Origin of the sequence: Chryseobacterium pyrolae (assembly GCF_025153485.1) — a bacterium.
In the GTDB taxonomy this organism is placed as follows: domain Bacteria; phylum Bacteroidota; class Bacteroidia; order Flavobacteriales; family Weeksellaceae; genus Chryseobacterium; species Chryseobacterium antibioticum.
Genome location: NZ_JANZQH010000007.1, coordinates 160,328 through 180,540, shown reverse-complemented (window position 1 = coordinate 180,540; position 20,213 = coordinate 160,328). Strand labels below are relative to the sequence as shown.

The following is a 20,213-nucleotide window of genomic DNA, read 5'->3' as shown; positions in this document are numbered from 1 at the left end:
CTCACAGATCCGAAATAGATTTGTCCTGATCATTTTGAAATCTACTGTTTTTCGTTTCCCCGATCTTTTGTTTTGTATAAATACTGTTGTGGCCGGAAATTAAATAAGAAACCACGCAGGCAATAGCGATATAGACACCGGATTCTGCTCCGAATAATTCAATTCCCATCAGCATACAGGCCAGCGGCGTATTGGTTGCTCCGGCAAATACGGCTACGAAACCCATTCCTGCAAGCAGTCCGAATGGTAACGGAATAAAAAAGGATAACGCACTTCCAAGAGTCGCTCCGATAAAAAATAAAGGAGTCACTTCGCCACCTTTAAATCCAGCTGAAAGGGTAACAATGGTAAATATCATTTTTAGAGCAAAATCAGACAACGGAAGTTCCTTCTCAAAAGATTCTACAATCACCGGAATTCCCAGTCCGATGTATCTTGTAGTTCCCAGAGCAAAAACGGCCAGAGCAACAATAATTCCACCCACCACAGGACGAAGCGGAGGATATTGGATTTTAGATTTAAAAACAGAACTTACCCAATGAATAAGCCTGCTGAAACCCGCCGCACAGATCCCAAAAGCAATTCCAGCCAGAATACTGTATAAAATGGGTAGAAATTCTATTTTAGGAATAAGATCGATGTGATAATGGGTATGTTTCACATTCCAAAGGTCGGTGGCTAAATTTGCAAGAATTGCGGATGCAAATGCCGGAAAAATAGCGGAATACCTTATTCTTCCGATCAGGAAAACTTCAAGCCCAAAAACTGCACCTGCCAGAGGGGTCCCAAAAATAGATCCAAAACCTGCAGCAATGGAAGCGATAAGTAGGATTTTTCTTTCATTCTTATCAAGCTTAAATGGTTTACTGAGCTGATCTGCAATAGCTCCCGCCATTTGAAGCGCTGTTCCTTCACGTCCGGCAGAACCTCCGAAGAAATGGGTAAACATAGTTCCCAGATAAACAAAAGGCGCCATTTTGAAAGGAATGATCTCTTTGGGATCATGGATGCTGTCGATCAGTACATTGTTTCCTGCCTCTACATCTTTTCCATAGTAATAATATACGAGACCAATAAGAAATCCGGCAACCGGAAGCAATGCAATCAGCCAGATATGATGTTCCCGGAAGTTGGTGGCCCATTCCAGAGACTGAAGAAATCCGGCGGAAGCCGTTCCCACCAAACCACCAATGATGATACTGATGCACAACCATTTTGAAATATAAGGCAGGGCAGGATATTTTCTAAAGAATAATTGGGTATAAAAAACTGTTTTTCTATAAAGTGTTCGTTGTTTTTTTGACATAATAATCCTGATCAGTTATTGGCTAATAATCTCTTAATCAGGCGTCATCAGCTTCTGTAAGCGGTTGGGTAAGGAAGAGCACCATTTCCTTTATGCTGTGCAAATATAAAAATAAGAATTTATTATCAAAAATATTATGGTTTATAATGAACTGCTTTATCTATTTCTATGGGATTGTTGTATTTTCTGATCACCTCCTGCATATTTTTTGTCTGGGTATTCAGCTCATCAACAGTGTGGATCTCTTTTCCGTTGATATTGATCTTCAGATTGGTATTTGCTTTGTTGAAATTGTTTCTTTCAAATGCAAAAGGATCATTATAAAAATCTGTGATAAGCTTATACTTCTGTTTTTCATTAATGGGTATTGCTTTATTTCCGAAATTGGATTCTACGAAGTTATCAGTGGAATAAATGCCGGATAGTTTTTGACTTTTTACCAGATTAAAGATGAAATTTTTCCTTGAATCCGATAGTTCAAAAATGAGACCCGGAAGTCCACGAAATTTATAAGGACCTTCATTAAAAGGAATGTCCTTACAAAACCATGCTGTCCAGTTCCTTCCTCCAAACTGGGCAGAGGCTTTTTGCAGCGTATAATTTTCCACCTTTTTTGTCTCATCCGAAATAACCCAGCTGATTTTGTCCGTAGTTTTAAAAGAATAATATCCTTCCTTAATGGCAATGAAATTTTCGTTGTCAAAAGTATTGATCTTTCTTTTCACAACCAGTCCAGACATATCGGTATGGCTGTTGTTTGTCCCAAATTTTTTATTTAAAGAATCAGTAGCCAATAAATTTTGACCATAAAATTTTACCTCTTTTGGGCTAATATCCAGAATCATATTCAGTTTTTCATAACCCGTTTCTGTAGAATCCATTTTGTATTGCAGACCATAAATGAATCTATGGGTTTGCGATTGAATGGCTACCATAAAAAACAGCGTGGATATTACAAAAAAACTTTTCATAGATAAATGGTAATAAAAAGGACAGTTTTTTTAATTTACAAAAACGGTTTCATTTCATCCTCAATCTGCGTTCTTAGGTCCATGAGGCGTTTAGCGTACAGTTCCTGCTGTTTTTCCTCTTCAGTTTCAGGGACCCAAACAGGGACAGGAAGTTTTTTACCGTTTTCATCTACAGCTACAAAAACAATAATACAGTGGGTCTTTTTGTCGAAAGTAGGCTGCTTCAGATTTCTTGAAAAAACATTGATCGAAATATGCATGCTCGATTTTCCGGTATAGATCACTTGTGCATCTACTCTTACGACTTCCCCGATCTTAATCGGTTCATAAAAACGGATCCCGCCCACATAAACAGTGACAGAATAATTTCCGCTCCATGTCGTGGCACACGCATAACCAGCCTGATCGATCCATTTCATGACGCTTCCTCCATGTACATTTCCTCCATAATTCACATCTGAAGGCTCCGAAATAAACTGAAAAGTAATAGGCTTGTTCTGCATCTTTATAAAATTTTAATAAAGTTATTTAATAATTTCCAGAATTTTGGATTAAATCCTACTTTTGAAAGATCAAACTTCAATGAAGAAGGAAATTTAACAAATAACAGATTTAAAAAGTAACAATGAAGAAAGTATTCTATCTTAATACATGCGATACGTGCAGAAAAATATTAGCCAAGTTTAATCTTAAAGGTTGGGAACTCCGTGAGATCAAAAAAGAACCGCTTACAAAGGATGAGCTGGAAGCGATGTATAAAAAAACAAAGTCATATGAAGCCTTGTTCAGTAAAAAATCAACACAGATCAAATTAAGAGATCTCGATGCAAAGACTCTTCAGGAAAATGACTTCAAAGATCTGCTTCTGGATCACTACACTTTTCTGAAACGTCCTGTTTTTATTACAGATAACGAAATTTTTGTAGGAAATGATAAGAAGAACTTGGAGGCTTTAAGAGAATTCTTTGCAGCCAATGAATGAAATATCTAATTTCCATACTGCTTTTTACTTCATTCAGTTTCTATGGACAGACAGTCTATAGAACCCCATCAGGGGCAAAATATCATGTATCATCATGCAGAATGGTGAAAAATGTTTCTTCTGGCCTGGATGTAAGGAAAGCGGTGGAAATCGGACTTCAACCCTGTAAAATATGCAATCCTCCCAAAACATCAGTGTACGGAATTGTTTCCAGCCCTAAAAAAGTAAACGGTGTCAATAAAGGGAACCAATGCTTAGGAAAAACAAGAGCGGGGACAAGATGTAAGCACTACACGCGTATTGGAAATGATTATTGTTTTCAGCATGTGCCTAAGAAATAATTGTTTTTATCCATATTTTGTGATTTATTTTTAATGAATTCATTATTAAATACTTATATTTATAATAATCAAAAAATAATATCATGAAAAAAGACTTTTTAAAAACAAAAAATCTTAACAGATCAGCATTAAAAGAGATTATGGGAGCAGGTAAAGTTCCTGTTGTCAATTGCTTTACTCTTTGTGGGCCGGGTGGTGGCGTTATTTCTAATACTCCGGGAGTCGGGGATGCCTGTAGTCCGGACAGAAAGATTTGCTGCATCTGTTATTAACCACAAAAAAGAGGCTGTAATTTACAGCCTCTTCTTATTTGAATATTTTTTGAACATTATATGAAAGGAGCTTTCACTACTTTAGCCGGAATGTTCTTGTTTCTTACCTGAATAAAGATTTCAGAACCCAGTTTGAAGTGAGGCTTGTCTACATAAGCCAGACCTAGACCGATCTTTTTCATGGGTGACTGCGTTCCTGACGTTACTTTTCCAATTACATTTCCTTCTGCATCTACTACCGGATAATCATGTCTTGGAACCCCTTTGTCCTGAAGTTCAAAACCTACCAGTTTTCGGGTAATACCTTCTTCTTTCTGCTTGGCAAATGTGTCTTTAGAAACAAAATCTTTATCAAATTTCGTGATCCATCCTAATCCCGCTTCAATAGGAGACGTGGTATCATCAATATCGTTTCCGTATAGACAGAACCCTTTTTCTAATCTTAAAGTATCTCTTGCAGCAAGTCCGGCAGGAACAATTCCTTCAGCTTCACCGGCATTGATGATGGCGTCCCAAAGCTGTTCAGCGTTTTCATTGTTGAAGTAGATTTCAAATCCACCGCTTCCCGTATATCCTGTGTTCGAAATGATCACATTACTGACTCCCGCAACACTTCCAACGGCAAAATTATAGTAAGGAATTTCAGAAAGATTAGTTTCTGTAAGCTTTTGAAGGATTTCAGTAGCTTTAGGGCCCTGGATCGCTAATAATGACATCTCATCAGATGCGTTGGTCATTTGAGCTCCGAAAGTGTTATATTTTGAGATATGATTCCAGTCTTTTTCGATATTTGACGCGTTTACTACAACGAAATATTTATTGTCTTCCATTTTGTAAACAATAAGATCGTCCACGATTCCTCCGTTTTCATTAGGAAGGCAAGAATATTGAGCTTTCCCGTTTTCCAAAGCATCTACATTGTTTGTCGTAACAAACTGTAAAAGATCTTTAGATCCCGGTCCTTCAATAAAAAACTGTCCCATGTGCGAAACATCGAACAATCCTGCTTTTTCTCTTACGGCAAAATGCTCTTCCGTTACACCAGAATACTGTACAGGCATTTCAAAACCTGCAAAAGGTACGATTTTAGCGCCCAAAGAAACGTGTTTATCGTATAAGGCTGTTTTCTTCATATTTAATTTTTATTTCTTTATTTTAAAGCTGTTGAAAGTTTCGTTAAATAGGTTCATGTAATTTCCGTTCCAGAACTTTTGGCCACAGTTGATGGAAACAAGATACAGGTCTTTGTCTTTTTGAAAAGCCTTGGTGATCCAGAACAGTTGTTCTTTTTCATCAAAATATTCGTAAAAATATTCTGTGTAGCCCTTTTTCCCTTTGCTTTCCTTTATTTTATTCTCAGGTTCCTGAGACTGGTAAAGGGCAAGGATGAATTTTTTCATATCGGTCTTCGGAAGTTCCAGATCATGGTATTCTGAAATCGTAATGGCTCCGATCTCGTTGTCCGGGAAAATATTGACAATTTCGTTGTCATTGGTAGATCTCCAGCCTTCCGGAACGCGGATAGAGTAGCCGGGACTGTCATAAACTTTTGCTTTCTGGGCAAAAAATAAACTTGCCGATAAAAAAGCGGATACAAGCAGTATTTTTTTCATCAATTAAAAATGGTGTTTATATTCTTCAAGGATAATTTTAAACCACTCGGTAAAGTTTCCTGGGTTTTCAGTGATTTCCTGATCAAGATCCTTCATGGAAATGTATCTTACATCTTCCACTTCTTCTTTATTCAAATTGAAACCTGCCTCATGGTTTCCTACAAATACGTGGTCGAGTTCGTGTTCCCAAAGACCGCTGCCTACATCTGCTTTATAAATAAAACTGAATTTTTCTGAAAGATGAGTTTCAATTCCCAGTTCTTCATTAAGTCTGCGTTGGGCGCCTTCAAGATAGGTTTCACCTTCTTTTGGGTGAGAGCATACAGCATTAGTCCATTGATTGGGAGAATGGTATTTTCCTGATGCTCTTTTCTGAAGAAGCATTTCACCTTTGCTATTGAACAAAAATACAGAAAATGCACGATGCAGAAGCCCGTTGATATGAGCCTGCTGCTTTTCCATAAGGCCTAAAACGTCATCTTCAGGATTTACTAAAACTACAAATTCTTCCATTTCTACAAATGTAAGCCTAATAAATGTATTTTGAAAATTTTTAGAGAAACATCATATGATATGCAATAACAGCTAAAGATGAAAAGATAAACGGTAGATCAAGGAGATAACTTTTATTTTAGGTGTAGCGTAAACATTTAAAAATTTAAAATCACATTAGAAACGGAATAAAATTAACTACAGCTAGATTAATGATAAGGTATTGTTAATTTTATTCACTAAATAGCATTTTTTACAGTGTATTTTCAATATATACCAAATTTGATATTGAGCTTCAAGGTAAAAACCGTAACTTTGCATTTCAAATTTTAATGATGGAGTTAGAATATAAAGAGCATATAAGTCCGATTCTTAAGGACGGGGTAAAAAATTACTTAATAGACATCGACGGTACCATTACAGAGGACGTTCCGAACGAAGAACCAGAAAGAATGGTTACCTGTGAGCCTTACCCGGATGCACTTGAAACAGTCAACAAATGGTATGACGAAGGGCATCAGATCTGTTTTTTCACATCAAGAACAGAAAACCTGAAGCAGATTACCATCGACTGGCTGGATAAGCACGGCTTCAAGTACCACAGTGTACTCTGCGGAAAACCGAGAGGAGGTAACTATCACTGGATAGACAATCACTTGGTAAGAGCTACAAGATACAAAGGCAGATTTACAGACCTTGTAGAAAAGCAAGTAACCATTGAAGTTTTCAGAGAAGATTAAGAAAACATATACGAAGATTTAAAAATTGAACAATGAAAGTGTACGCACTGAAAATTCTTTAATTTTTAAATCTTTTCACTTTTAATATCAATTGTATTTATGAAAGTTTTAGCAAATGACGGTCTGGATCAATCTGGAATTGATGCACTGACTGAGAAAGGGTTTGAAGTGATCACTGCAAAAGTTCCGCAGGAGTTTTTGGTAGATTACATTAATGAACATAAAATCCGCACCCTGTTGGTAAGAAGTGCCACGCAGGTAAGAAAAGATATTATTGACGGATGCCCTTCGCTTGGGATTATTGGACGTGGTGGTGTAGGAATGGATAATATTGATGTGGACTATGCAAGAGAAAAAGGAATTCATGTGATCAATACACCTTCTGCTTCTTCAGAATCAGTTGCTGAACTTGTTTTTGCTCACTTATTTTCAGGAGCAAGATTCCTTCAGGATTCAAACAGAAAAATGCCGGTAGTAGGAGATACAGAATTTGCAGGCCTTAAAAAAGCATATACTGCGGGTATCGAACTAAGAGGAAAAACCATTGGTATTGTTGGAATGGGACGAATAGGACAGGAAGTTGCCAGAATTGCTCTTGGATTGGGAATGAGAGTGATTGCCGCAGATAATAATGTAGGAAAGGCAAGCATCAAAGTAAAATTCTACAACAACCAGTTCATCAATGTAGATATTGAAACGGAACCGCTTCAGGAGGTATTGAAACATTCAGATTTTATTACCCTGCACGTTCCGGCTCAGAAAGACGGATATATGATCGGGAAAAATGAGTTTGACATCATGAAAGACGGTGTTGCTGTCGTGAATTGCTCAAGAGGTGGCGTTATCGACGAATCAGCTTTAATAGAAGCGTTAGACTCAGGAAAGGTAAAATTTGCAGGATTAGATGTTTTCATCAATGAGCCTACCCCTTCTAAAGCCATATTGAACCATTCAAAGATCTCATTGACGCCGCACACAGGGGCATCTACTTTAGAAGCTCAGGATAGAATCGGGCTTTCTCTGGCAGAACAGATCTCAAGTATTCTACAGATTCAGTAACAGCTGAACGGATAAAAATAAAAAAGCACCTCAAACTGAGGTGCTTTCGTTTTTATATATTGTTTTTGCTTTTTAGAAGGTCTCTGATTTCTGTCAGTAATTGTTGATCTGCAGTAGGGGCAGCCGCAGGAGCTTCTGCTTCCGTTTTTTTCATTTTGTTAATCATTCTTACCATAATAAAAACGACCATAGCAAGCAGTAAGAAATTAATACCTACCGTCAGGAAATTTCCATAGGCAAAAATACTTGCTCCGTCTATTTTTTTTGCATTTTCCAGTGTCATGCCCGGCTTTACACCGTTGTTGACATCTGCAAGCACAAGATATAAACTGCTGAAATCCGGCTTACCAATAACAGCTCCTACCAAAGGCATAATAAGGTCATCTACAACACTTGATACTATCTTTCCAAATGCACCTCCAATGATTACCCCAACAGCCAGGTCGAAAGCATTACCCTTAACGGCAAACTCTTTAAATTCTTTAACAAATCCCATAATTTATATTTTTTTAATTAGTAAACACACAAAAATATAATTAAAAAATGTAAAAAACATTAATTTCCAACGTTTTTTTATTCCATAATTCTTGAATTATAGATTGTGTTTGAGTCATTTTTTAACGAAAATTAATATTTTTAATGAAATGTTTATCATAATAATATTCTGCGGATATTTCTTTAAAGAGGATAGACTGTAAAAGAAATCTTTCGTAATTTGGTTAAAAGTTTCACTTCATCTTATGAAAATATTAACCACAGAACAAATACGCAGCTGGGATAGCTTTACCATTTCGAACGAACCCATTTCCTCTATACAGCTTATGGAAAGAGCTTCAGAAGCATTAGCCAGCTGGATTTCCGAAAACTGTAAAAACCATAAAAAAATTGCAGTATTCTGTGGTACCGGAAACAATGGCGGTGACGGATTGGCGATAGCGAGAATTCTCTATATGAAAGGGTTCGATGTAGATATTTTTGTAAAGAACTTTAGAGGTAAATATTCAGATGAAGCTTCAGTCAATTTAAAAAGACTTCGGGACCTCTCTGGAATTTCTGTCAGGGAGTTCAAAGAAGCAGAACAGTATAATTATGATAATAAAACCATCATTGTTGATGCGTTGTTTGGCACCGGCTTGTCACGCCCTTTGGAAGGTATTTATAAAGAATTGGTTGAGGTATTGAATGAGGAAAACTGTATTAAGATTTCCGTTGATATTCCTTCAGGTTTACCAGCTGATACTATATTTGAAGAAAATTCGGTTATTTTTAAAGCCGATTATACGCTGAGCTTTCAAAGCTGGAAAAAAAGCTTTCTCCATCCTGAAACCGGGCAGTATGCTGGAAAAGTAATCATTCTGGATATAGGGTTGCATACAGACTATATAGACTCGGAGTCTGTTGAAAATTTTACTATTGATGAAAAATTAATCGACCGTATTTTTAATCCCAGACAGGAGTTTTCACATAAAGGAACCTATGGAAAAGTGACTATTGCTGGTGGAAGCTATGGTAAAATAGGAGCGGTAGTACTGGCTACAAAATCTGCCTTAAAGACAGGAGCTGGTCTTACTATTACACTGGCTCCTGAATGCGGTTACGACATTCTGCAGATCTCATGTCCTGAAGCTATGTTTATAGAAAGCGGTACCAGATTTATAGATCATTTCAAATCGGAAGACAACACCGTTTATGGTATAGGACCTGGACTGGGAACTGAAGGAGAGACAGAAAAAGGGTTACTGGACTTTTTAAAAGACTATCACGATCCTCTGGTTTTAGATGCTGATGCCCTGAATATTATTTCAAAAGATAATAAAAATCTAAAGCTGATTCCTGAAAGATCTGTGATCACACCGCATCCTAAAGAATTTGAACGGTTATTCGGAAGTACGGAAAACTCTTTTGAAAGACTGAAGCTTGCTCGTGAAAAAGCTGCAGAATTTAATGTTTTTATTGTACTAAAAGACCATCATACCCAGATTATTAGTCCGGAAGGAAATGTATTTTATAATATTACAGGAAATGCAGGGCTTGCCAAAGGAGGAAGCGGAGATATTCTTACGGGTATCCTGACTTCTCTTCTTGCACAGGGATATTCTGAAGAAAATGCATGCATTTTAGGAGTGTGGCTCCATGGGAGGGCTGCAGATTTAGCTGCTGAAAAACACTCTAAAGAAGCGATGCTTCCTACAGATGTAATCAATACGTTTGGAAAGGTCTTTGAGGAATTGAACAGGAGAGCAGGGTTTAAATTATGATTATTGGAAAACCTTTAAAAACAAAAAGGGCAAATTTGCTTCTGCCAATTTGCCCTTTCTTATTTTTGATTCCTTTTATTCCGGCTTTTCGTTTTCCGCCGGAGTAATCTTGAATTTTTTAGAAATAATCATGATCACCACTCCTGCGATCATAAACGGAATAGAAAGTACCTGTCCGGTATTCAGTCCTCCAATATGAATGAACTCGTCACCCTGAGGTTCTTTCAGGAATTCTACAAAGAATCTCACAGCCCAAAGGATGATAAAGAACAGTCCGAATAACCACCCCTGCTGATATTTTTTGTTTGTTTTTCTGTATAATGTCCATAGCAATATAAACAGCAGGAAATATCCGGCTGCTTCAAGAAGTTGACCCGGATAACGGGGAACTGTAGGGCCATATTCACTGCTCTGCTGTGGGAAAAGAATGGCAAGGGGAGAGTTAGGGTCAACGGCCTTTCCTATGATCTCTGAATTGAAAAAATTCCCAATTCTCACAAATGCACCTCCCAAAGCAACCACAATTCCAATTCTGTCATATACCCAAAACGGATTTTTTTTAATGATCTTAAATGAATAATATAAAGTAGTGAAAATAAGGGCTATCGTCGCTCCATGACTTGCCAGTCCGGAAAACCCGGTAAATTGAAAGCCATTTTTAGTGCTTATGGGTAAAAATACGCTCCAGAAATCTTCCTTAAACAGCTCTGGCTGATAGAAAATAACGTGACCTAATCTTGCGCCCAAAATAGTTCCAATCAATGTCCAGGTGAAAAGCGGCTCCAGATATTTCTGATTAACATTATCAATTTTGAAAATCCTTAACATTAAAAAATAACCGAAACCGAAGGCAAAAACAAACATTAAGCTGTAGAAATGCAGTGTTACAGGTCCCAGTTGAATCCCTTTTGATGGATCCCAGATTTTGAAAGGAGTTTCCAAAGCAACATTGTCAGACTCCACGATAGGTTTTGCTGATTTTACAGCATATTTAAAAGCGGAGATATTGTCCTGTGTCACCGGATTGTCAATCAGTTTGAAGTTTTTATCAAAAAACTGGTATTTGAAAGTCTTGTACTTTGTTAGAATTAAGGTACTTGAATCGAAATGAGTAGATTCAAAATTTGAATCATTAAAGATGACCAGAATATTGTTATTTGTCGTTTTTTCAGGAAAAGCACTAAGATCAATGATCTCTGTGGTAGAATAAATTTTTACCGGAATACCGGCTCCGTTTACTTTCAGAGTTCCGTCAGATAAGCCTCCTGGATATTCCTGGGAAAATGCGAACTGGGTGATCAATGCAAATACCACGAGGTAAATTCTGAAAAATAAGTTACTCATTTCTATTGATTTAATAGTTTGTTACTGATTTAATTTTTTCGGAGGAACTGGATCGTAACCGCTGCCTCCCCATGGATGACATTTTGAAATTCTTTTTGTCCCCATCCATAATCCTTTGAAAATACCATGTACCTGAAGCGCTTCCACCATATAGTGAGAGCAGGTAGGTTCGTAACGGCAGTTTTTGGGAAGTAGGGGCGAAATAAACCATTGGTAAAATTTTATCAAAATTACCAAAGGAAAACTAACGATTTTATTGAATGTAAGTTTCAAAACAATGCAAAAATAGGGTAAAAAAATTAAAATTAGTTTAATTTTGTTAGAAGTTTCGGGGATCCAAAACCTGAATCTGTTTATCAAAAAAAATAAATTATCTTGAGCCAAAATATACCATTAGCCGAAAAATTAAGACCCAAAACCCTGGAAGAAGTTCTTGGGCAGGAACATCTTACCGGCGAAAAAGGCACGATCAGGAAGATGATCGAAAATAATGCACTCAATTCCCTGATTCTTTGGGGACCTCCGGGAACAGGGAAAACCACATTAGCCGAAATCATTTCTGAAAAATCAGGAAGAAAATTCTATAAACTTTCAGCTGTTTCTTCAGGGGTAAAAGATGTACGCGACGTTATCGAAGATGCTAAAAAACAGAATTTGTTTTCAGGCAAATCTCCTATTTTATTCATTGACGAGATCCACCGTTTCAATAAATCCCAGCAGGATTCATTGCTGCACGCTGTGGAGAAGGGTTGGATTGTTTTAATTGGTGCCACAACGGAAAATCCAAGCTTTGAGGTGGTATCCGCACTTTTGTCAAGAAGTCAGGTATATATTTTGAAAGCCCTGAGCTATGAAAAATTAGAGGAATTGATTGATACGGCTTCTCAGAAGTATAATAAAGATGAAGGAACCGATTTTAAAATTATAGAAAAAGAAGCTTTTATCCAGTATTCAGGCGGGGATGCCAGGAAACTGATCAATTCTGTTGAGCTTGTGCTTAACCAATACATGAATTCAAGCAAAGAAGAGATCAGCAACGCAGACGTTCTGGATATTTTGCAGGAAACCATGGCGCTGTATGATAAAAACGGTGAGCAACATTATGATATTATCTCTGCATTTATAAAATCTATGCGGGGTGGTGATCCGAACGGTGCGGTTTATTGGCTGGCCAGGATGATTGCGGGAGGGGAGGATATCAAGTTTATTGCCCGGAGAATGCTCATTTTGGCTGCTGAAGATATAGGATTGGCCAATCCTAATGCTTTGGTCATTGCTAATAACTGTTTCCAGGCGATCAATGTGATTGGTAATCCGGAATCAAGGATCATTTTAAGTGAAACGGCGGTCTATCTGGCTGTTTCTCCTAAAAGTAACTCAACGTATATGGCCATTAATGACGCCTTAGCTTTAGTAAAGCAAACCGGAAACCTGCCGGTACCACTACATTTGAGAAATGCTCCCACCAAGCTGATGAAAGACCTGGATTATGGCAAAGAATATAAATATGCCCATTCTTACGAGGGTAATTTTGTAGATCAGGATTTTCTGCCCGAGGAAATAAAAAATGTAAAACTTTATCAGCCGGGCAGCAATGCTACAGAAAAGAAAATTTACGAAGAGCTTAAGAAGAAATGGAATAACAGATATTAAATAAAAAAGGATACTCTGAAAGTATCCTTTTTCTTTTATAGTTGTATAAAGTTTATTTTATAAGATTGGCACTTAGGAATACTGTTTTTCTTCCGTTATGATCTTTAACGTCTACATTACCCATAATATCACCGTAGATCTTCATGTTGGTATCAGCAAATTCGTAGCCCTCGATAAAAACAGGGGTATTTTCTGCTACTCCATATTGTGAGTTCAGCTGAGCAAGGGATACTCTGTCCAAACCTTCCTGACCGCTTTTGATTTTAAATTCAGTAAGCCCTTTTTCTGCAATGAAGCTGTATTTTTTTAAGCCTTGTGGTAATCCTGCCGGACTTTTATAGGTATTTGAGCTCTGAACGATGTCTTTTCTGACATTGAACATACCTACCGTTCCCACAATATCATTGGCAACAGCAAACTTTACAGAAGGATTCTTCTGGGCAGATAGCACTGCAGATGATAATATTAAAAAAGAATAGAGTATTTTTTTCATAACCGGAATATGTAACTGTTAAAAACTGGATAAATATAATTAATTTTTATAAAATGTGAATGAAATTTTGTGATATTTTAAATATTACTTAGAAATAATAGATTTTGTTGAAGGTTTTTGATTTTATAACCGGATGTTTCAGGGTTCTGTTTCCACGAAATCATAATGAATGTCGGAAGAGGAAGTTGTATAAGTAAACCTGACTATATAGATATGGTTTTTAAACCCTGCTTCCAACTTCCATTCTTATTCTTTCCTTTCTTCCTCCTTTTTATCAACCATATTTTTTATAATATTCTTCAGTCTTTGGAAGGTGAATGAACTCAATAATAAAATAACCCCCAATATAATAAATGCAGTAATTCTTGAAATATTATCCATCTGCCACACATCATAGCTGTAAAGTTTCAGGACTGTAATCCCGATCAATATAAAGCCGATTCTGCTGTATTCGGGGATATTCTTTTTTAAGCTTATATAGATAAAGATACTGGCCAGGACGGTCCATATAATGGGAAGGTAAAGGATGTTGAAATGTTCCCTTACTTTGTACAGATGCGACATGTCTTTTACAGAACTTACCATATAAGTATTATAAAACCCACAGCTTATTGCAATAACAAGTGTTACTGAAATAGCCAGGTAAGAGGCATTGGTTTTATAGAAATCCTTAATAGAAGCAATGTTCCATAAAACGTAAACAAAAGGAATCCAGTGAAGCAGGTGGAACATGTAAAAACCAAAAGTCAGTTTTTTCTGTAAAACGGCCATCACGACTTCTGAGGCGACAAATGAAGCATTAAAAGCGATCAGGATAAAGAATAAATAAATCATACCCGTTTGGATAATCCCTTCAATAGCCAGTTTTTTTCTGAAAAGGATCAGTACAAATAGGTAATAGATGCTGAATAGAAGCCCAATGCTTGTAATGGCTGGCCATGGCCTATCTGAAATGTGATAGATAATCTCCAAAAGAAGAGCAATGTATATAATGCCATAACTTACTATAGCAAAGAGATTTTCAAAAAAGTGATCTTTCTTTTTTCCGGGCTCATTAATTTTCTTTAATAAAAATAGATTAATAATGGTGGTGGCAATAGTAACAAGGCTGGTTAGAAATACAGGATTAAACACCATACTCATATCCTTGGCATTGAAGTACTCCGACCAGGTCATGATCTGTGCCATAATGACCAGGGGAAACAGAACATAAAAACATGTTTTGAAAATGCTGTGTCCACTTTTTTTCCAGATATACAGAAGAAGCGTTGCCTCTATCGCCCAAACGCTTGTAATAAGATGAGCTTTGAACTGAAGGGCCACTGCGATCGTAACAAGGCTAATGGTCAAGGCTGCAAAAATGGAATAACTGAAACCGAAACTTTTCTTTCCATATTCTCTTATCAGAAGCAACGCATTAACAACAGCAAAAAGAAGCGGAAAAATAATAACCGGTTCGTAGTTTAATGTTTTAAAGGTATAGATGAGACCGATAATACTTGAAAAATTGATGAGCACAAGCATTAAAGTATCCCATGACGAAAGTGTCTTTTTTTTGAAATAATCCTGAAGTGCAAAAATGTAGAAAATAATATAACTGATGATGTAAAAAACAATACTAAGCAGTTCAGTCTTTTCCGAAGTCCAGTAAAAGAGATAAATACTTGTGAAAGCATAAGCCGTCCATCCCACACTTTTCCAGTGTTTAAGATAGGAAGTGGCAAGCATGCCAATATTGAGGAGTGTCAGATACGTGAAAAGGAAAAGATAATTACTCTGTCCCGTACTGATCATCAGCGGAGCGGAAAACCCTCCGAGCATTGCAAAAATGATTAATATCTCACTTTTATAATAATACGCGAGGGCAATAGAAACGATGGTGACCAAAGTCGTTATGACAAAAGCTGTATTCTGGGTAAATAAATGATATTCCTGAAAAGCTATTGTTGTCGTAAAATATAAGACTGCAATTCCGCCTCCTGTTATAATAGAGGCAAAAACAGCATAGTTCTTTCTGAAAAAATGCCCGGCTACCATGATTCCGGCGCCTGCAGCAAGGCCTATTCCTGCTCTTGCGGTTTCTCCGATCCAGTTTTTGTCGATGGCATATTTTACAAAATAGCCTATTCCCAGAACGAGTGTGAAAATACCGATGATCGTTAGGATATTTTGCTTTAAAAAGTCAAAAACAGGTTCCAGCCAATCTTTTTGAGGGGATGGAGCGTTGATGTTGATTTCCTCATGGGTTTGAACATTCTGTACCTGTTGGGGCGTTCTGATGAGTTCTTCTGACTCCTGTTTTTCTTGCTGCGGGACTGCTCTGTCTTGCTGAGGTTGGGTAATTTTAAATTGTAAATCAGAAACTTCTTTCTCCAGCCTTCTGATCTTATTATTCAGATTGTTGAAGATAAAGATGATCCCTATAATTAATATCGTCAGGAGAATTTCACTCATTCTTTAGTTTTCATCAAATATAAAGCAAATGTTTGTAACGCTAAAAAATTAATCCATCACATATTCTGTGATGGATTAATTGTGCAGAGTGATTAATTGTATGTGTTAATTAGAAACTTTGTAGATATAGAAAGACCCAACACTTGCTCCCAGTAATCCAACATCAAGAGCAGAAGATCCTGTAAGTCCAAACGAGATTTTGTCTCCGGCCTGGAAGCTGTACAGAGAATTAATGGTGCTTTCTGAAATCGTTAAGCTTAATACAAGTGGAATGGTAAGTCCACTAAATACACGGCTGTCAATAAGAGTTCCCACTCCGGCTCTGTCTCTGAAGATACCGATTCCTGGAGTATTGGTAAGGATGGCAGCCTGAAGACCTGATCCATAACGGAACGAAAACCCTACCTGATAAACACCGTTAGATGGTATGATAAAAGTATTATCAGTATCGGAGAATAATGCAGCGGATCCCACTGATCTTTCAGCAGCTAAAAAGTTAACAGCCCTAAATCCTGTAGGGAATAGGCCTAAACTTAAAAGAGTAATTCCTGTAGTTTTTTTAGCAGCATAAACAGATGTATTGGTACCAGACGCAGCTGTAGCAGCATCAATAATCACCTGTGGGTCTACTTTGGCAACCTGAAATGACCCGTCATTGACCACCATAATAGTATATCCAGGTAAGGCGGGTATCATTTGAGTATCCCTTACTTTCAAAGTTCCATTCACATCAAGTGTAGCGGATGGATTAGCTGTATTTATCCCGACTTGGGAAAATGCGGTAACTGCCGATAAAGCTAAAAATAAGCTGTAGATTTTGGTTTTCATGAGAAAGTTTTTTTAGTTAGTTTTCAGGATTTATAATGCAAAAATCATGCCTTATTTATGGTTTATTTAACTATATGCGGATAACTTTAAGAATAATTTAAACGTATGTTTATTTTTTCATTATATGTTATTCGTAATGTGGTTATGTGTTGTTATTTTACAAATATAAATCGTTAGTAAAAGTAAATATTTTATTTTAATATTCTCCAATTTTATGATTAATTAATGTGCAAAAATCTTTCATAATGTCAGTGTTTCTGACATATTATGGGGCGGTTTTGTCCGTTATCTCTATAAATGTGATGTTTAGACGTAGGATTATTAACAAAAAAACACTGCCTATTAGAGCAGTGTCATTGGAGTAAGATGAATATTTTTTAACTTTCAAGAAGGAATTCTTTGTAGTTTCCAAGGAAATCTACTTCTGCATTGATCGATTGAAGCTCCAAAAGTGCATTGCCATGCAGTATATTTTCCCATTTTCCAGCTACATTGATAAAGAAGAAATAATTCCCAAGACCTGTTTTTAACGTTCTGGATTCAATTTTGCTGAGGTTCATTTTTCGCCAGGCAAAAACCGAGAGAACCTGGTGAAGGCCTCCGGGATGATCCTCAGGAAGATTGATTAGCATGCCTGATTTTTCTCCCAAAACCTCAAGGTGGTCATTCTCATATTTTGTCTGATTTTTAGAAATCACAATAAACCGGGTGTGGTTCTGTTCAAAATCCTGGATGTTTCTGTTGACTATTTTCAGTCCGTATAAATTAGCTGCAAACTGATTGGCAACCGCAGCAATTTTAAGATCTTTATTTTCGGAAACATATTTTGCAGCTGCAGCGGTGGATGAAAAATCCTGCCTCGCTGTTTCTTTGTATGTGGTATCCAGAAAATGGAAGCTTTGAGCCAAAGCCTGTGGATGGGAATATATTTTGTCAATATCCTCGATGTTGGTCTCCGGATGGATCATCAGGTGATGGGCAATAGGCATTACGCCTTCTGCTTCTATTTTAATGGAGGGTGTTTTGTATAAATAATCCAGCGTCATAGAAACAGTCCCCTCGATAGAATTTTCCAGGGGAACTACTGCTTTTTCAGCTTCTCCGGTATCAACAGCATTAAAGCAGTCCAGAATATTAGCCTGCGGCAGAAGTTCCCCATCCGGAAAAAGCTGTGTGGCCGCAAGCTGAGTGAAACTTGCATGAGGGCCCAAAAATGCGATCTTCATATGTAGTATATATAAGTGTAGATAATATTTAGAATGGTTTGAAGTGCAAAGATGCAAATTAGTTTAAAAACAAACATCTTTAATTAACGGGATGTAGTCTCTCACCTGTAATCTGCAACCTAAAACCTGCTACCTGTTCCAGTTCTCTTCAATAAGTTTCATCAGGAAGTCCGGACATTTGATGATTTTATTGGTTTTTGCATCTAAAAAGAACAGAGTAGTGGATGCTTCCGTGATTTTAGCTCCCTCTTCATTGAAGATTTCATAGTCAAATTCTATTCGTACACCCGGAATTTTTTTAACATACGTATGAATTTCTAATTTTTGATCATACAGGGCCGGAAGGATATATTTAATTTTATATTCCGAAACAGGAAGCCAAATTCCTTGGTTTTCAATTTCATCGTATGACATTCCGATGTTTCTGAAGAGTTCTACTCTGCCAATTTCCAAGTACTCTGCATAGTTCCCGTAGTACACGTATTTCATAGGGTCTGTTTCTCCGTAACGTACTCTTATTGAGTGAGTTGTGTGTATCATTTTTAGTCTGTATTTATGCATACAAATATATTTTTAAATAATCAATACCTGCAATATTTTTTTTTGAAAAGAAAAAATTGGACCTTTGTCTTCCTTCTACAAAAAGTACTAACTAAGATTTAATCGGGGCATAAATATGGATGAAAATTTAATGATGATATGGCAGAAGTGCCTCCAGTTCATGCGGGATAATTTGAACGCAGCTGAAGACAATTCTGATCTTAAGAAGCTTGAAAAATCCTTCGATATGCTATTCGATAAGGTACAGCCACTTTCTTTGGTTGCCAATAACCTTACGCTAATAGTGCCGAGCGATTTTTACAAGGAATATATTGAGGATAATTACCTGTCCCTGCTTTCTGCTGCCCTGAAGAAAAATCTTGGAAAAGGTGTAAAATTATGGTACTCAGTAATGGAAAACAGGCCTACCGGAGAGGAAAAGCCAGTGACAATGAATATGAAAGGGAAGAGCGTTCCTACACCAAAAATGCAGGAAACAATGCCGCAGGGATTCTCTGCAAATATCGTAAACCCTTTTGTAGTTCCGGGAATAAGAAAAGTCAATATAGATTCGAACCTTAAATCGGACTATTCTTTTGATAATTATATAGAAGGAGAAAGTAATAAATTTGCTGCTACGGTAGCGAGATCAATTGCTAAAAGACCAGGAGCAACCGCTTTTAACCCATTATTTCTTCACGGAGGATACGGTGTTGGAAAGACCCACTTGGGACAGGCTGTAGGTCTTGAAGTAAAAAGTCAGTTTCCGGATAAAGTAGTTCTTTATCTTTCTTCCGAAAAATTCATCCAGCAGTTTATTTCTGCTGCGAAAGCTCACAAACAGACGGAGTTTGCGAACTTTTACCAGATGGTAGATGTTTTGATCATTGATGATATTCAGTTCTTGTCAGGTAAATCTGCTACACAGGACAGTTTCTTCCATATCTTTGATCATCTTCACCAGAACGGAAAACAGATCATCCTTACCTCAGATAAGGCACCTGCAGATATCATGGATATTCAGGAGAGGATTGTTTCCCGTTTCAAATGGGGGCTTTCTGCTGAGATCAAATCTCCGGATCTTTCTACAAGAAGACAGATCATCGTAGATAAATTAAGCAGAGACGGAATCGTTCTTCCGGGTGATATGCTTGATTTCCTTGCGGCTGAAGCTAAAACGAATGTAAGAGAGCTTATCGGGGTGATCAACTCTGTAATTGCTTATTCTACGGTTTATAAAACAGACTTAAGTCTTGAATTACTGAAAGACACGATCAATAAGATTGCAGCTAACCAGAAGAAAGTCATCAATATTCCTTACATTCAGGAAGTGGTATGCGATTATTTTGGAATCAAAAAAGAGCAGCTTCTTTCTAAAACCAGAAAAAGAGAAATTGCCCTCCCAAGACAATTAGCGATGTATTTCTCAAAAGAGCTAACGAATGCTACCTTTACAAAGATCGGTGAGGAAATGGGCGGAAAAGACCATTCAACGGTGATGTACGCCTGTGATACCATCAAAGATGTATCGAAAATTGATAAGGAAGTGAAAAAGTACGTTAAAGATCTTGCGGAAAGAATCAAAAAATAGAAATCATTTAATCTGAATAAATTGAAATGGAGAATAGTTTTATTCTTCAT

22 protein-coding genes and 1 riboswitch are annotated in these 20,213 nt (G+C 37.1%); of the genes, 8 read left to right on the top strand and 14 right to left on the bottom strand.

The window, feature by feature from the left end; all coding sequences use genetic code 11:
* Position 1 precedes the first annotated feature (1 nt).
* The 3 genes from NZD88_RS15425 to NZD88_RS15415 form a co-directional block, all read right to left on the bottom strand.
* Positions 2 to 1,306: a voltage-gated chloride channel family protein gene (locus NZD88_RS15425; RefSeq protein WP_259830306.1), complete on the bottom strand. Its 1,305-nt coding sequence runs from the start codon at positions 1,304 to 1,306 to the stop codon at positions 2 to 4.
* Between the two features lie 31 nt (positions 1,307 to 1,337).
* Positions 1,338 to 1,404: riboswitch (Fluoride riboswitch) on the bottom strand.
* A 36-nt stretch (positions 1,405 to 1,440) separates the two neighbouring features.
* Entirely contained in the window at positions 1,441 to 2,277 is an 837-nt protein-coding gene (locus tag NZD88_RS15420) for a GLPGLI family protein (protein WP_259830305.1), read from the bottom strand.
* Between the two features lie 35 nt (positions 2,278 to 2,312).
* A complete protein-coding gene (locus tag NZD88_RS15415) occupies positions 2,313 to 2,780 on the bottom strand; it encodes an acyl-CoA thioesterase (RefSeq protein WP_169235424.1) in 468 nt (155 codons plus the stop codon).
* 122 nt (positions 2,781 to 2,902) lie between these two features.
* Here NZD88_RS15415 and NZD88_RS15410 point away from each other — a divergent pair, with 122 nt between their 5' ends.
* The 3 genes from NZD88_RS15410 to NZD88_RS15400 all read left to right on the top strand — a co-directional run bounded on the left by NZD88_RS15410 (position 2,903) and on the right by NZD88_RS15400 (position 3,872).
* On the top strand, positions 2,903 to 3,259 hold the full coding sequence (locus NZD88_RS15410) for an arsenate reductase family protein (RefSeq protein ID WP_259830304.1): 357 nt from the start codon (positions 2,903 to 2,905) through the stop codon (positions 3,257 to 3,259).
* A complete protein-coding gene (locus tag NZD88_RS15405) occupies positions 3,256 to 3,600 on the top strand; it encodes a hypothetical protein (protein WP_259830302.1) in 345 nt (114 codons plus the stop codon). The genes NZD88_RS15410 and NZD88_RS15405 overlap by 4 nt, the downstream gene beginning before the upstream one ends.
* A gap of 83 nt (positions 3,601 to 3,683) precedes the next feature.
* A complete protein-coding gene (locus tag NZD88_RS15400) occupies positions 3,684 to 3,872 on the top strand; it encodes a hypothetical protein (protein WP_259830300.1) in 189 nt (62 codons plus the stop codon).
* Between the two features lie 56 nt (positions 3,873 to 3,928).
* On the opposite strand, the gene gcvT is transcribed toward NZD88_RS15400, so the two are convergent.
* Genes gcvT through idi form a run of 3 tightly spaced genes read right to left on the bottom strand, consistent with a single transcriptional unit; the run spans position 3,929 to position 5,998 of the window.
* Entirely contained in the window at positions 3,929 to 5,005 is a 1,077-nt protein-coding gene (gene gcvT / locus NZD88_RS15395; RefSeq protein WP_259830298.1) for a glycine cleavage system aminomethyltransferase GcvT, read from the bottom strand.
* Positions 5,006 to 5,014: 9 nt separating this feature from the next.
* Positions 5,015 to 5,485 (bottom strand): hypothetical protein, encoded by a 471-nt coding sequence (locus NZD88_RS15390; RefSeq protein ID WP_259830297.1) that lies wholly within the window; start codon positions 5,483 to 5,485, stop codon positions 5,015 to 5,017.
* Positions 5,486 to 5,488: 3 nt separating this feature from the next.
* Positions 5,489 to 5,998 carry an isopentenyl-diphosphate Delta-isomerase gene (gene idi, locus NZD88_RS15385; protein WP_259830296.1) on the bottom strand — a complete coding sequence of 170 codons (510 nt, stop codon included), beginning with the start codon at positions 5,996 to 5,998 and terminating at the stop codon, positions 5,489 to 5,491.
* 314 nt (positions 5,999 to 6,312) lie between these two features.
* Here idi and NZD88_RS15380 point away from each other — a divergent pair, with 314 nt between their 5' ends.
* Both NZD88_RS15380 and NZD88_RS15375 read left to right on the top strand, forming a co-directional pair.
* A complete protein-coding gene (locus NZD88_RS15380) occupies positions 6,313 to 6,717 on the top strand; it encodes an LNS2 domain-containing protein (protein WP_169235480.1) in 405 nt (134 codons plus the stop codon).
* Positions 6,718 to 6,816: 99 nt separating this feature from the next.
* Entirely contained in the window at positions 6,817 to 7,776 is a 960-nt protein-coding gene (locus tag NZD88_RS15375; protein ID WP_259830295.1) for a D-2-hydroxyacid dehydrogenase, read from the top strand.
* Positions 7,777 to 7,828: 52 nt separating this feature from the next.
* On the opposite strand, the gene mscL is transcribed toward NZD88_RS15375, so the two are convergent.
* A complete protein-coding gene (gene mscL, locus NZD88_RS15370) occupies positions 7,829 to 8,272 on the bottom strand; it encodes a large conductance mechanosensitive channel protein MscL (protein ID WP_259830294.1) in 444 nt (147 codons plus the stop codon).
* Positions 8,273 to 8,516: 244 nt separating this feature from the next.
* Between mscL and NZD88_RS15365 the strand changes: the two genes are divergently transcribed.
* Positions 8,517 to 10,034 carry an NAD(P)H-hydrate dehydratase gene (locus NZD88_RS15365; protein ID WP_259830293.1) on the top strand — a complete coding sequence of 506 codons (1,518 nt, stop codon included), beginning with the start codon at positions 8,517 to 8,519 and terminating at the stop codon, positions 10,032 to 10,034.
* Positions 10,035 to 10,109: 75 nt separating this feature from the next.
* Here the strand turns inward: NZD88_RS15365 and lgt are convergent, their stop codons facing one another.
* Positions 10,110 to 10,976: a prolipoprotein diacylglyceryl transferase gene (gene lgt / locus NZD88_RS15360; protein WP_279324433.1), complete on the bottom strand. Its 867-nt coding sequence runs from the start codon at positions 10,974 to 10,976 to the stop codon at positions 10,110 to 10,112.
* Between the two features lie 423 nt (positions 10,977 to 11,399).
* The gene (gene yidD / locus NZD88_RS15355; RefSeq protein ID WP_259830292.1) at positions 11,400 to 11,651 is read right to left on the bottom strand and encodes a membrane protein insertion efficiency factor YidD; all 252 of its coding nucleotides are present in this window, start codon (positions 11,649 to 11,651) and stop codon (positions 11,400 to 11,402) included.
* 102 nt (positions 11,652 to 11,753) lie between these two features.
* On the opposite strand from yidD, the gene NZD88_RS15350 reads away from it, so the two are divergent.
* A complete protein-coding gene (locus tag NZD88_RS15350) occupies positions 11,754 to 13,031 on the top strand; it encodes a replication-associated recombination protein A (protein WP_259830290.1) in 1,278 nt (425 codons plus the stop codon).
* 52 nt (positions 13,032 to 13,083) lie between these two features.
* Here the strand turns inward: NZD88_RS15350 and NZD88_RS15345 are convergent, their stop codons facing one another.
* The 5 genes from NZD88_RS15345 to NZD88_RS15325 all read right to left on the bottom strand — a co-directional run bounded on the left by NZD88_RS15345 (position 13,084) and on the right by NZD88_RS15325 (position 18,572).
* Positions 13,084 to 13,524, bottom strand: a complete 441-nt coding sequence (locus NZD88_RS15345) for a hypothetical protein (RefSeq protein WP_259830288.1) — start codon at positions 13,522 to 13,524, stop codon at positions 13,084 to 13,086.
* Between the two features lie 246 nt (positions 13,525 to 13,770).
* The gene (locus tag NZD88_RS15340) at positions 13,771 to 15,978 is read right to left on the bottom strand and encodes a DUF2339 domain-containing protein (RefSeq protein ID WP_259830287.1); all 2,208 of its coding nucleotides are present in this window, start codon (positions 15,976 to 15,978) and stop codon (positions 13,771 to 13,773) included.
* A 105-nt stretch (positions 15,979 to 16,083) separates the two neighbouring features.
* The gene (locus tag NZD88_RS15335) at positions 16,084 to 16,806 is read right to left on the bottom strand and encodes a hypothetical protein (protein WP_259830285.1); all 723 of its coding nucleotides are present in this window, start codon (positions 16,804 to 16,806) and stop codon (positions 16,084 to 16,086) included.
* Positions 16,807 to 17,183: 377 nt separating this feature from the next.
* Positions 17,184 to 18,032, bottom strand: coding sequence for a prephenate dehydratase (gene pheA / locus NZD88_RS15330; RefSeq protein WP_259830284.1), 849 nt, complete (start codon positions 18,030 to 18,032; stop codon positions 17,184 to 17,186).
* A 129-nt stretch (positions 18,033 to 18,161) separates the two neighbouring features.
* Positions 18,162 to 18,572: an acyl-CoA thioesterase gene (locus tag NZD88_RS15325; RefSeq protein ID WP_169235440.1), complete on the bottom strand. Its 411-nt coding sequence runs from the start codon at positions 18,570 to 18,572 to the stop codon at positions 18,162 to 18,164.
* 136 nt (positions 18,573 to 18,708) lie between these two features.
* Here NZD88_RS15325 and dnaA point away from each other — a divergent pair, with 136 nt between their 5' ends.
* On the top strand, positions 18,709 to 20,163 hold the full coding sequence (gene dnaA, locus NZD88_RS15320; protein WP_073334943.1) for a chromosomal replication initiator protein DnaA: 1,455 nt from the start codon (positions 18,709 to 18,711) through the stop codon (positions 20,161 to 20,163).
* The last annotated feature ends 50 nt before the right edge of the window (positions 20,164 to 20,213 follow it).

Excerpts from the sequence above, each read along its gene's own strand:
- NZD88_RS15365 (WP_259830293.1), top strand. The coding sequence starts at position 8,517 with ATGAAAATATTAACCACAGAACAAATACGCAGCTGGGATAGCTTTACC.
- NZD88_RS15405 (WP_259830302.1), top strand. The coding sequence starts at position 3,256 with ATGAAATATCTAATTTCCATACTGCTTTTTACTTCATTCAGTTTCTAT.
- NZD88_RS15325 (WP_169235440.1), bottom strand. The coding sequence starts at position 18,572 with ATGATACACACAACTCACTCAATAAGAGTACGTTACGGAGAAACAGAC.
- NZD88_RS15420 (WP_259830305.1), bottom strand. The coding sequence starts at position 2,277 with ATGAAAAGTTTTTTTGTAATATCCACGCTGTTTTTTATGGTAGCCATT.
- NZD88_RS15390 (WP_259830297.1), bottom strand. The coding sequence starts at position 5,485 with ATGAAAAAAATACTGCTTGTATCCGCTTTTTTATCGGCAAGTTTATTT.
- mscL (WP_259830294.1), bottom strand. The coding sequence starts at position 8,272 with ATGGGATTTGTTAAAGAATTTAAAGAGTTTGCCGTTAAGGGTAATGCT.
- dnaA (WP_073334943.1), top strand. The coding sequence starts at position 18,709 with ATGGATGAAAATTTAATGATGATATGGCAGAAGTGCCTCCAGTTCATG.
- gcvT (WP_259830298.1), bottom strand. The coding sequence starts at position 5,005 with ATGAAGAAAACAGCCTTATACGATAAACACGTTTCTTTGGGCGCTAAA.
- NZD88_RS15375 (WP_259830295.1), top strand. The coding sequence starts at position 6,817 with ATGAAAGTTTTAGCAAATGACGGTCTGGATCAATCTGGAATTGATGCA.
- NZD88_RS15380 (WP_169235480.1), top strand. The coding sequence starts at position 6,313 with ATGGAGTTAGAATATAAAGAGCATATAAGTCCGATTCTTAAGGACGGG.
- NZD88_RS15335 (WP_259830285.1), bottom strand. The coding sequence starts at position 16,806 with ATGAAAACCAAAATCTACAGCTTATTTTTAGCTTTATCGGCAGTTACC.
- NZD88_RS15425 (WP_259830306.1), bottom strand. The coding sequence starts at position 1,306 with ATGTCAAAAAAACAACGAACACTTTATAGAAAAACAGTTTTTTATACC.
- NZD88_RS15340 (WP_259830287.1), bottom strand. The coding sequence starts at position 15,978 with ATGAGTGAAATTCTCCTGACGATATTAATTATAGGGATCATCTTTATC.
- NZD88_RS15400 (WP_259830300.1), top strand. The coding sequence starts at position 3,684 with ATGAAAAAAGACTTTTTAAAAACAAAAAATCTTAACAGATCAGCATTA.
- NZD88_RS15345 (WP_259830288.1), bottom strand. The coding sequence starts at position 13,524 with ATGAAAAAAATACTCTATTCTTTTTTAATATTATCATCTGCAGTGCTA.
- NZD88_RS15415 (WP_169235424.1), bottom strand. The coding sequence starts at position 2,780 with ATGCAGAACAAGCCTATTACTTTTCAGTTTATTTCGGAGCCTTCAGAT.
- pheA (WP_259830284.1), bottom strand. The coding sequence starts at position 18,032 with ATGAAGATCGCATTTTTGGGCCCTCATGCAAGTTTCACTCAGCTTGCG.
- NZD88_RS15410 (WP_259830304.1), top strand. The coding sequence starts at position 2,903 with ATGAAGAAAGTATTCTATCTTAATACATGCGATACGTGCAGAAAAATA.
- idi (WP_259830296.1), bottom strand. The coding sequence starts at position 5,998 with ATGGAAGAATTTGTAGTTTTAGTAAATCCTGAAGATGACGTTTTAGGC.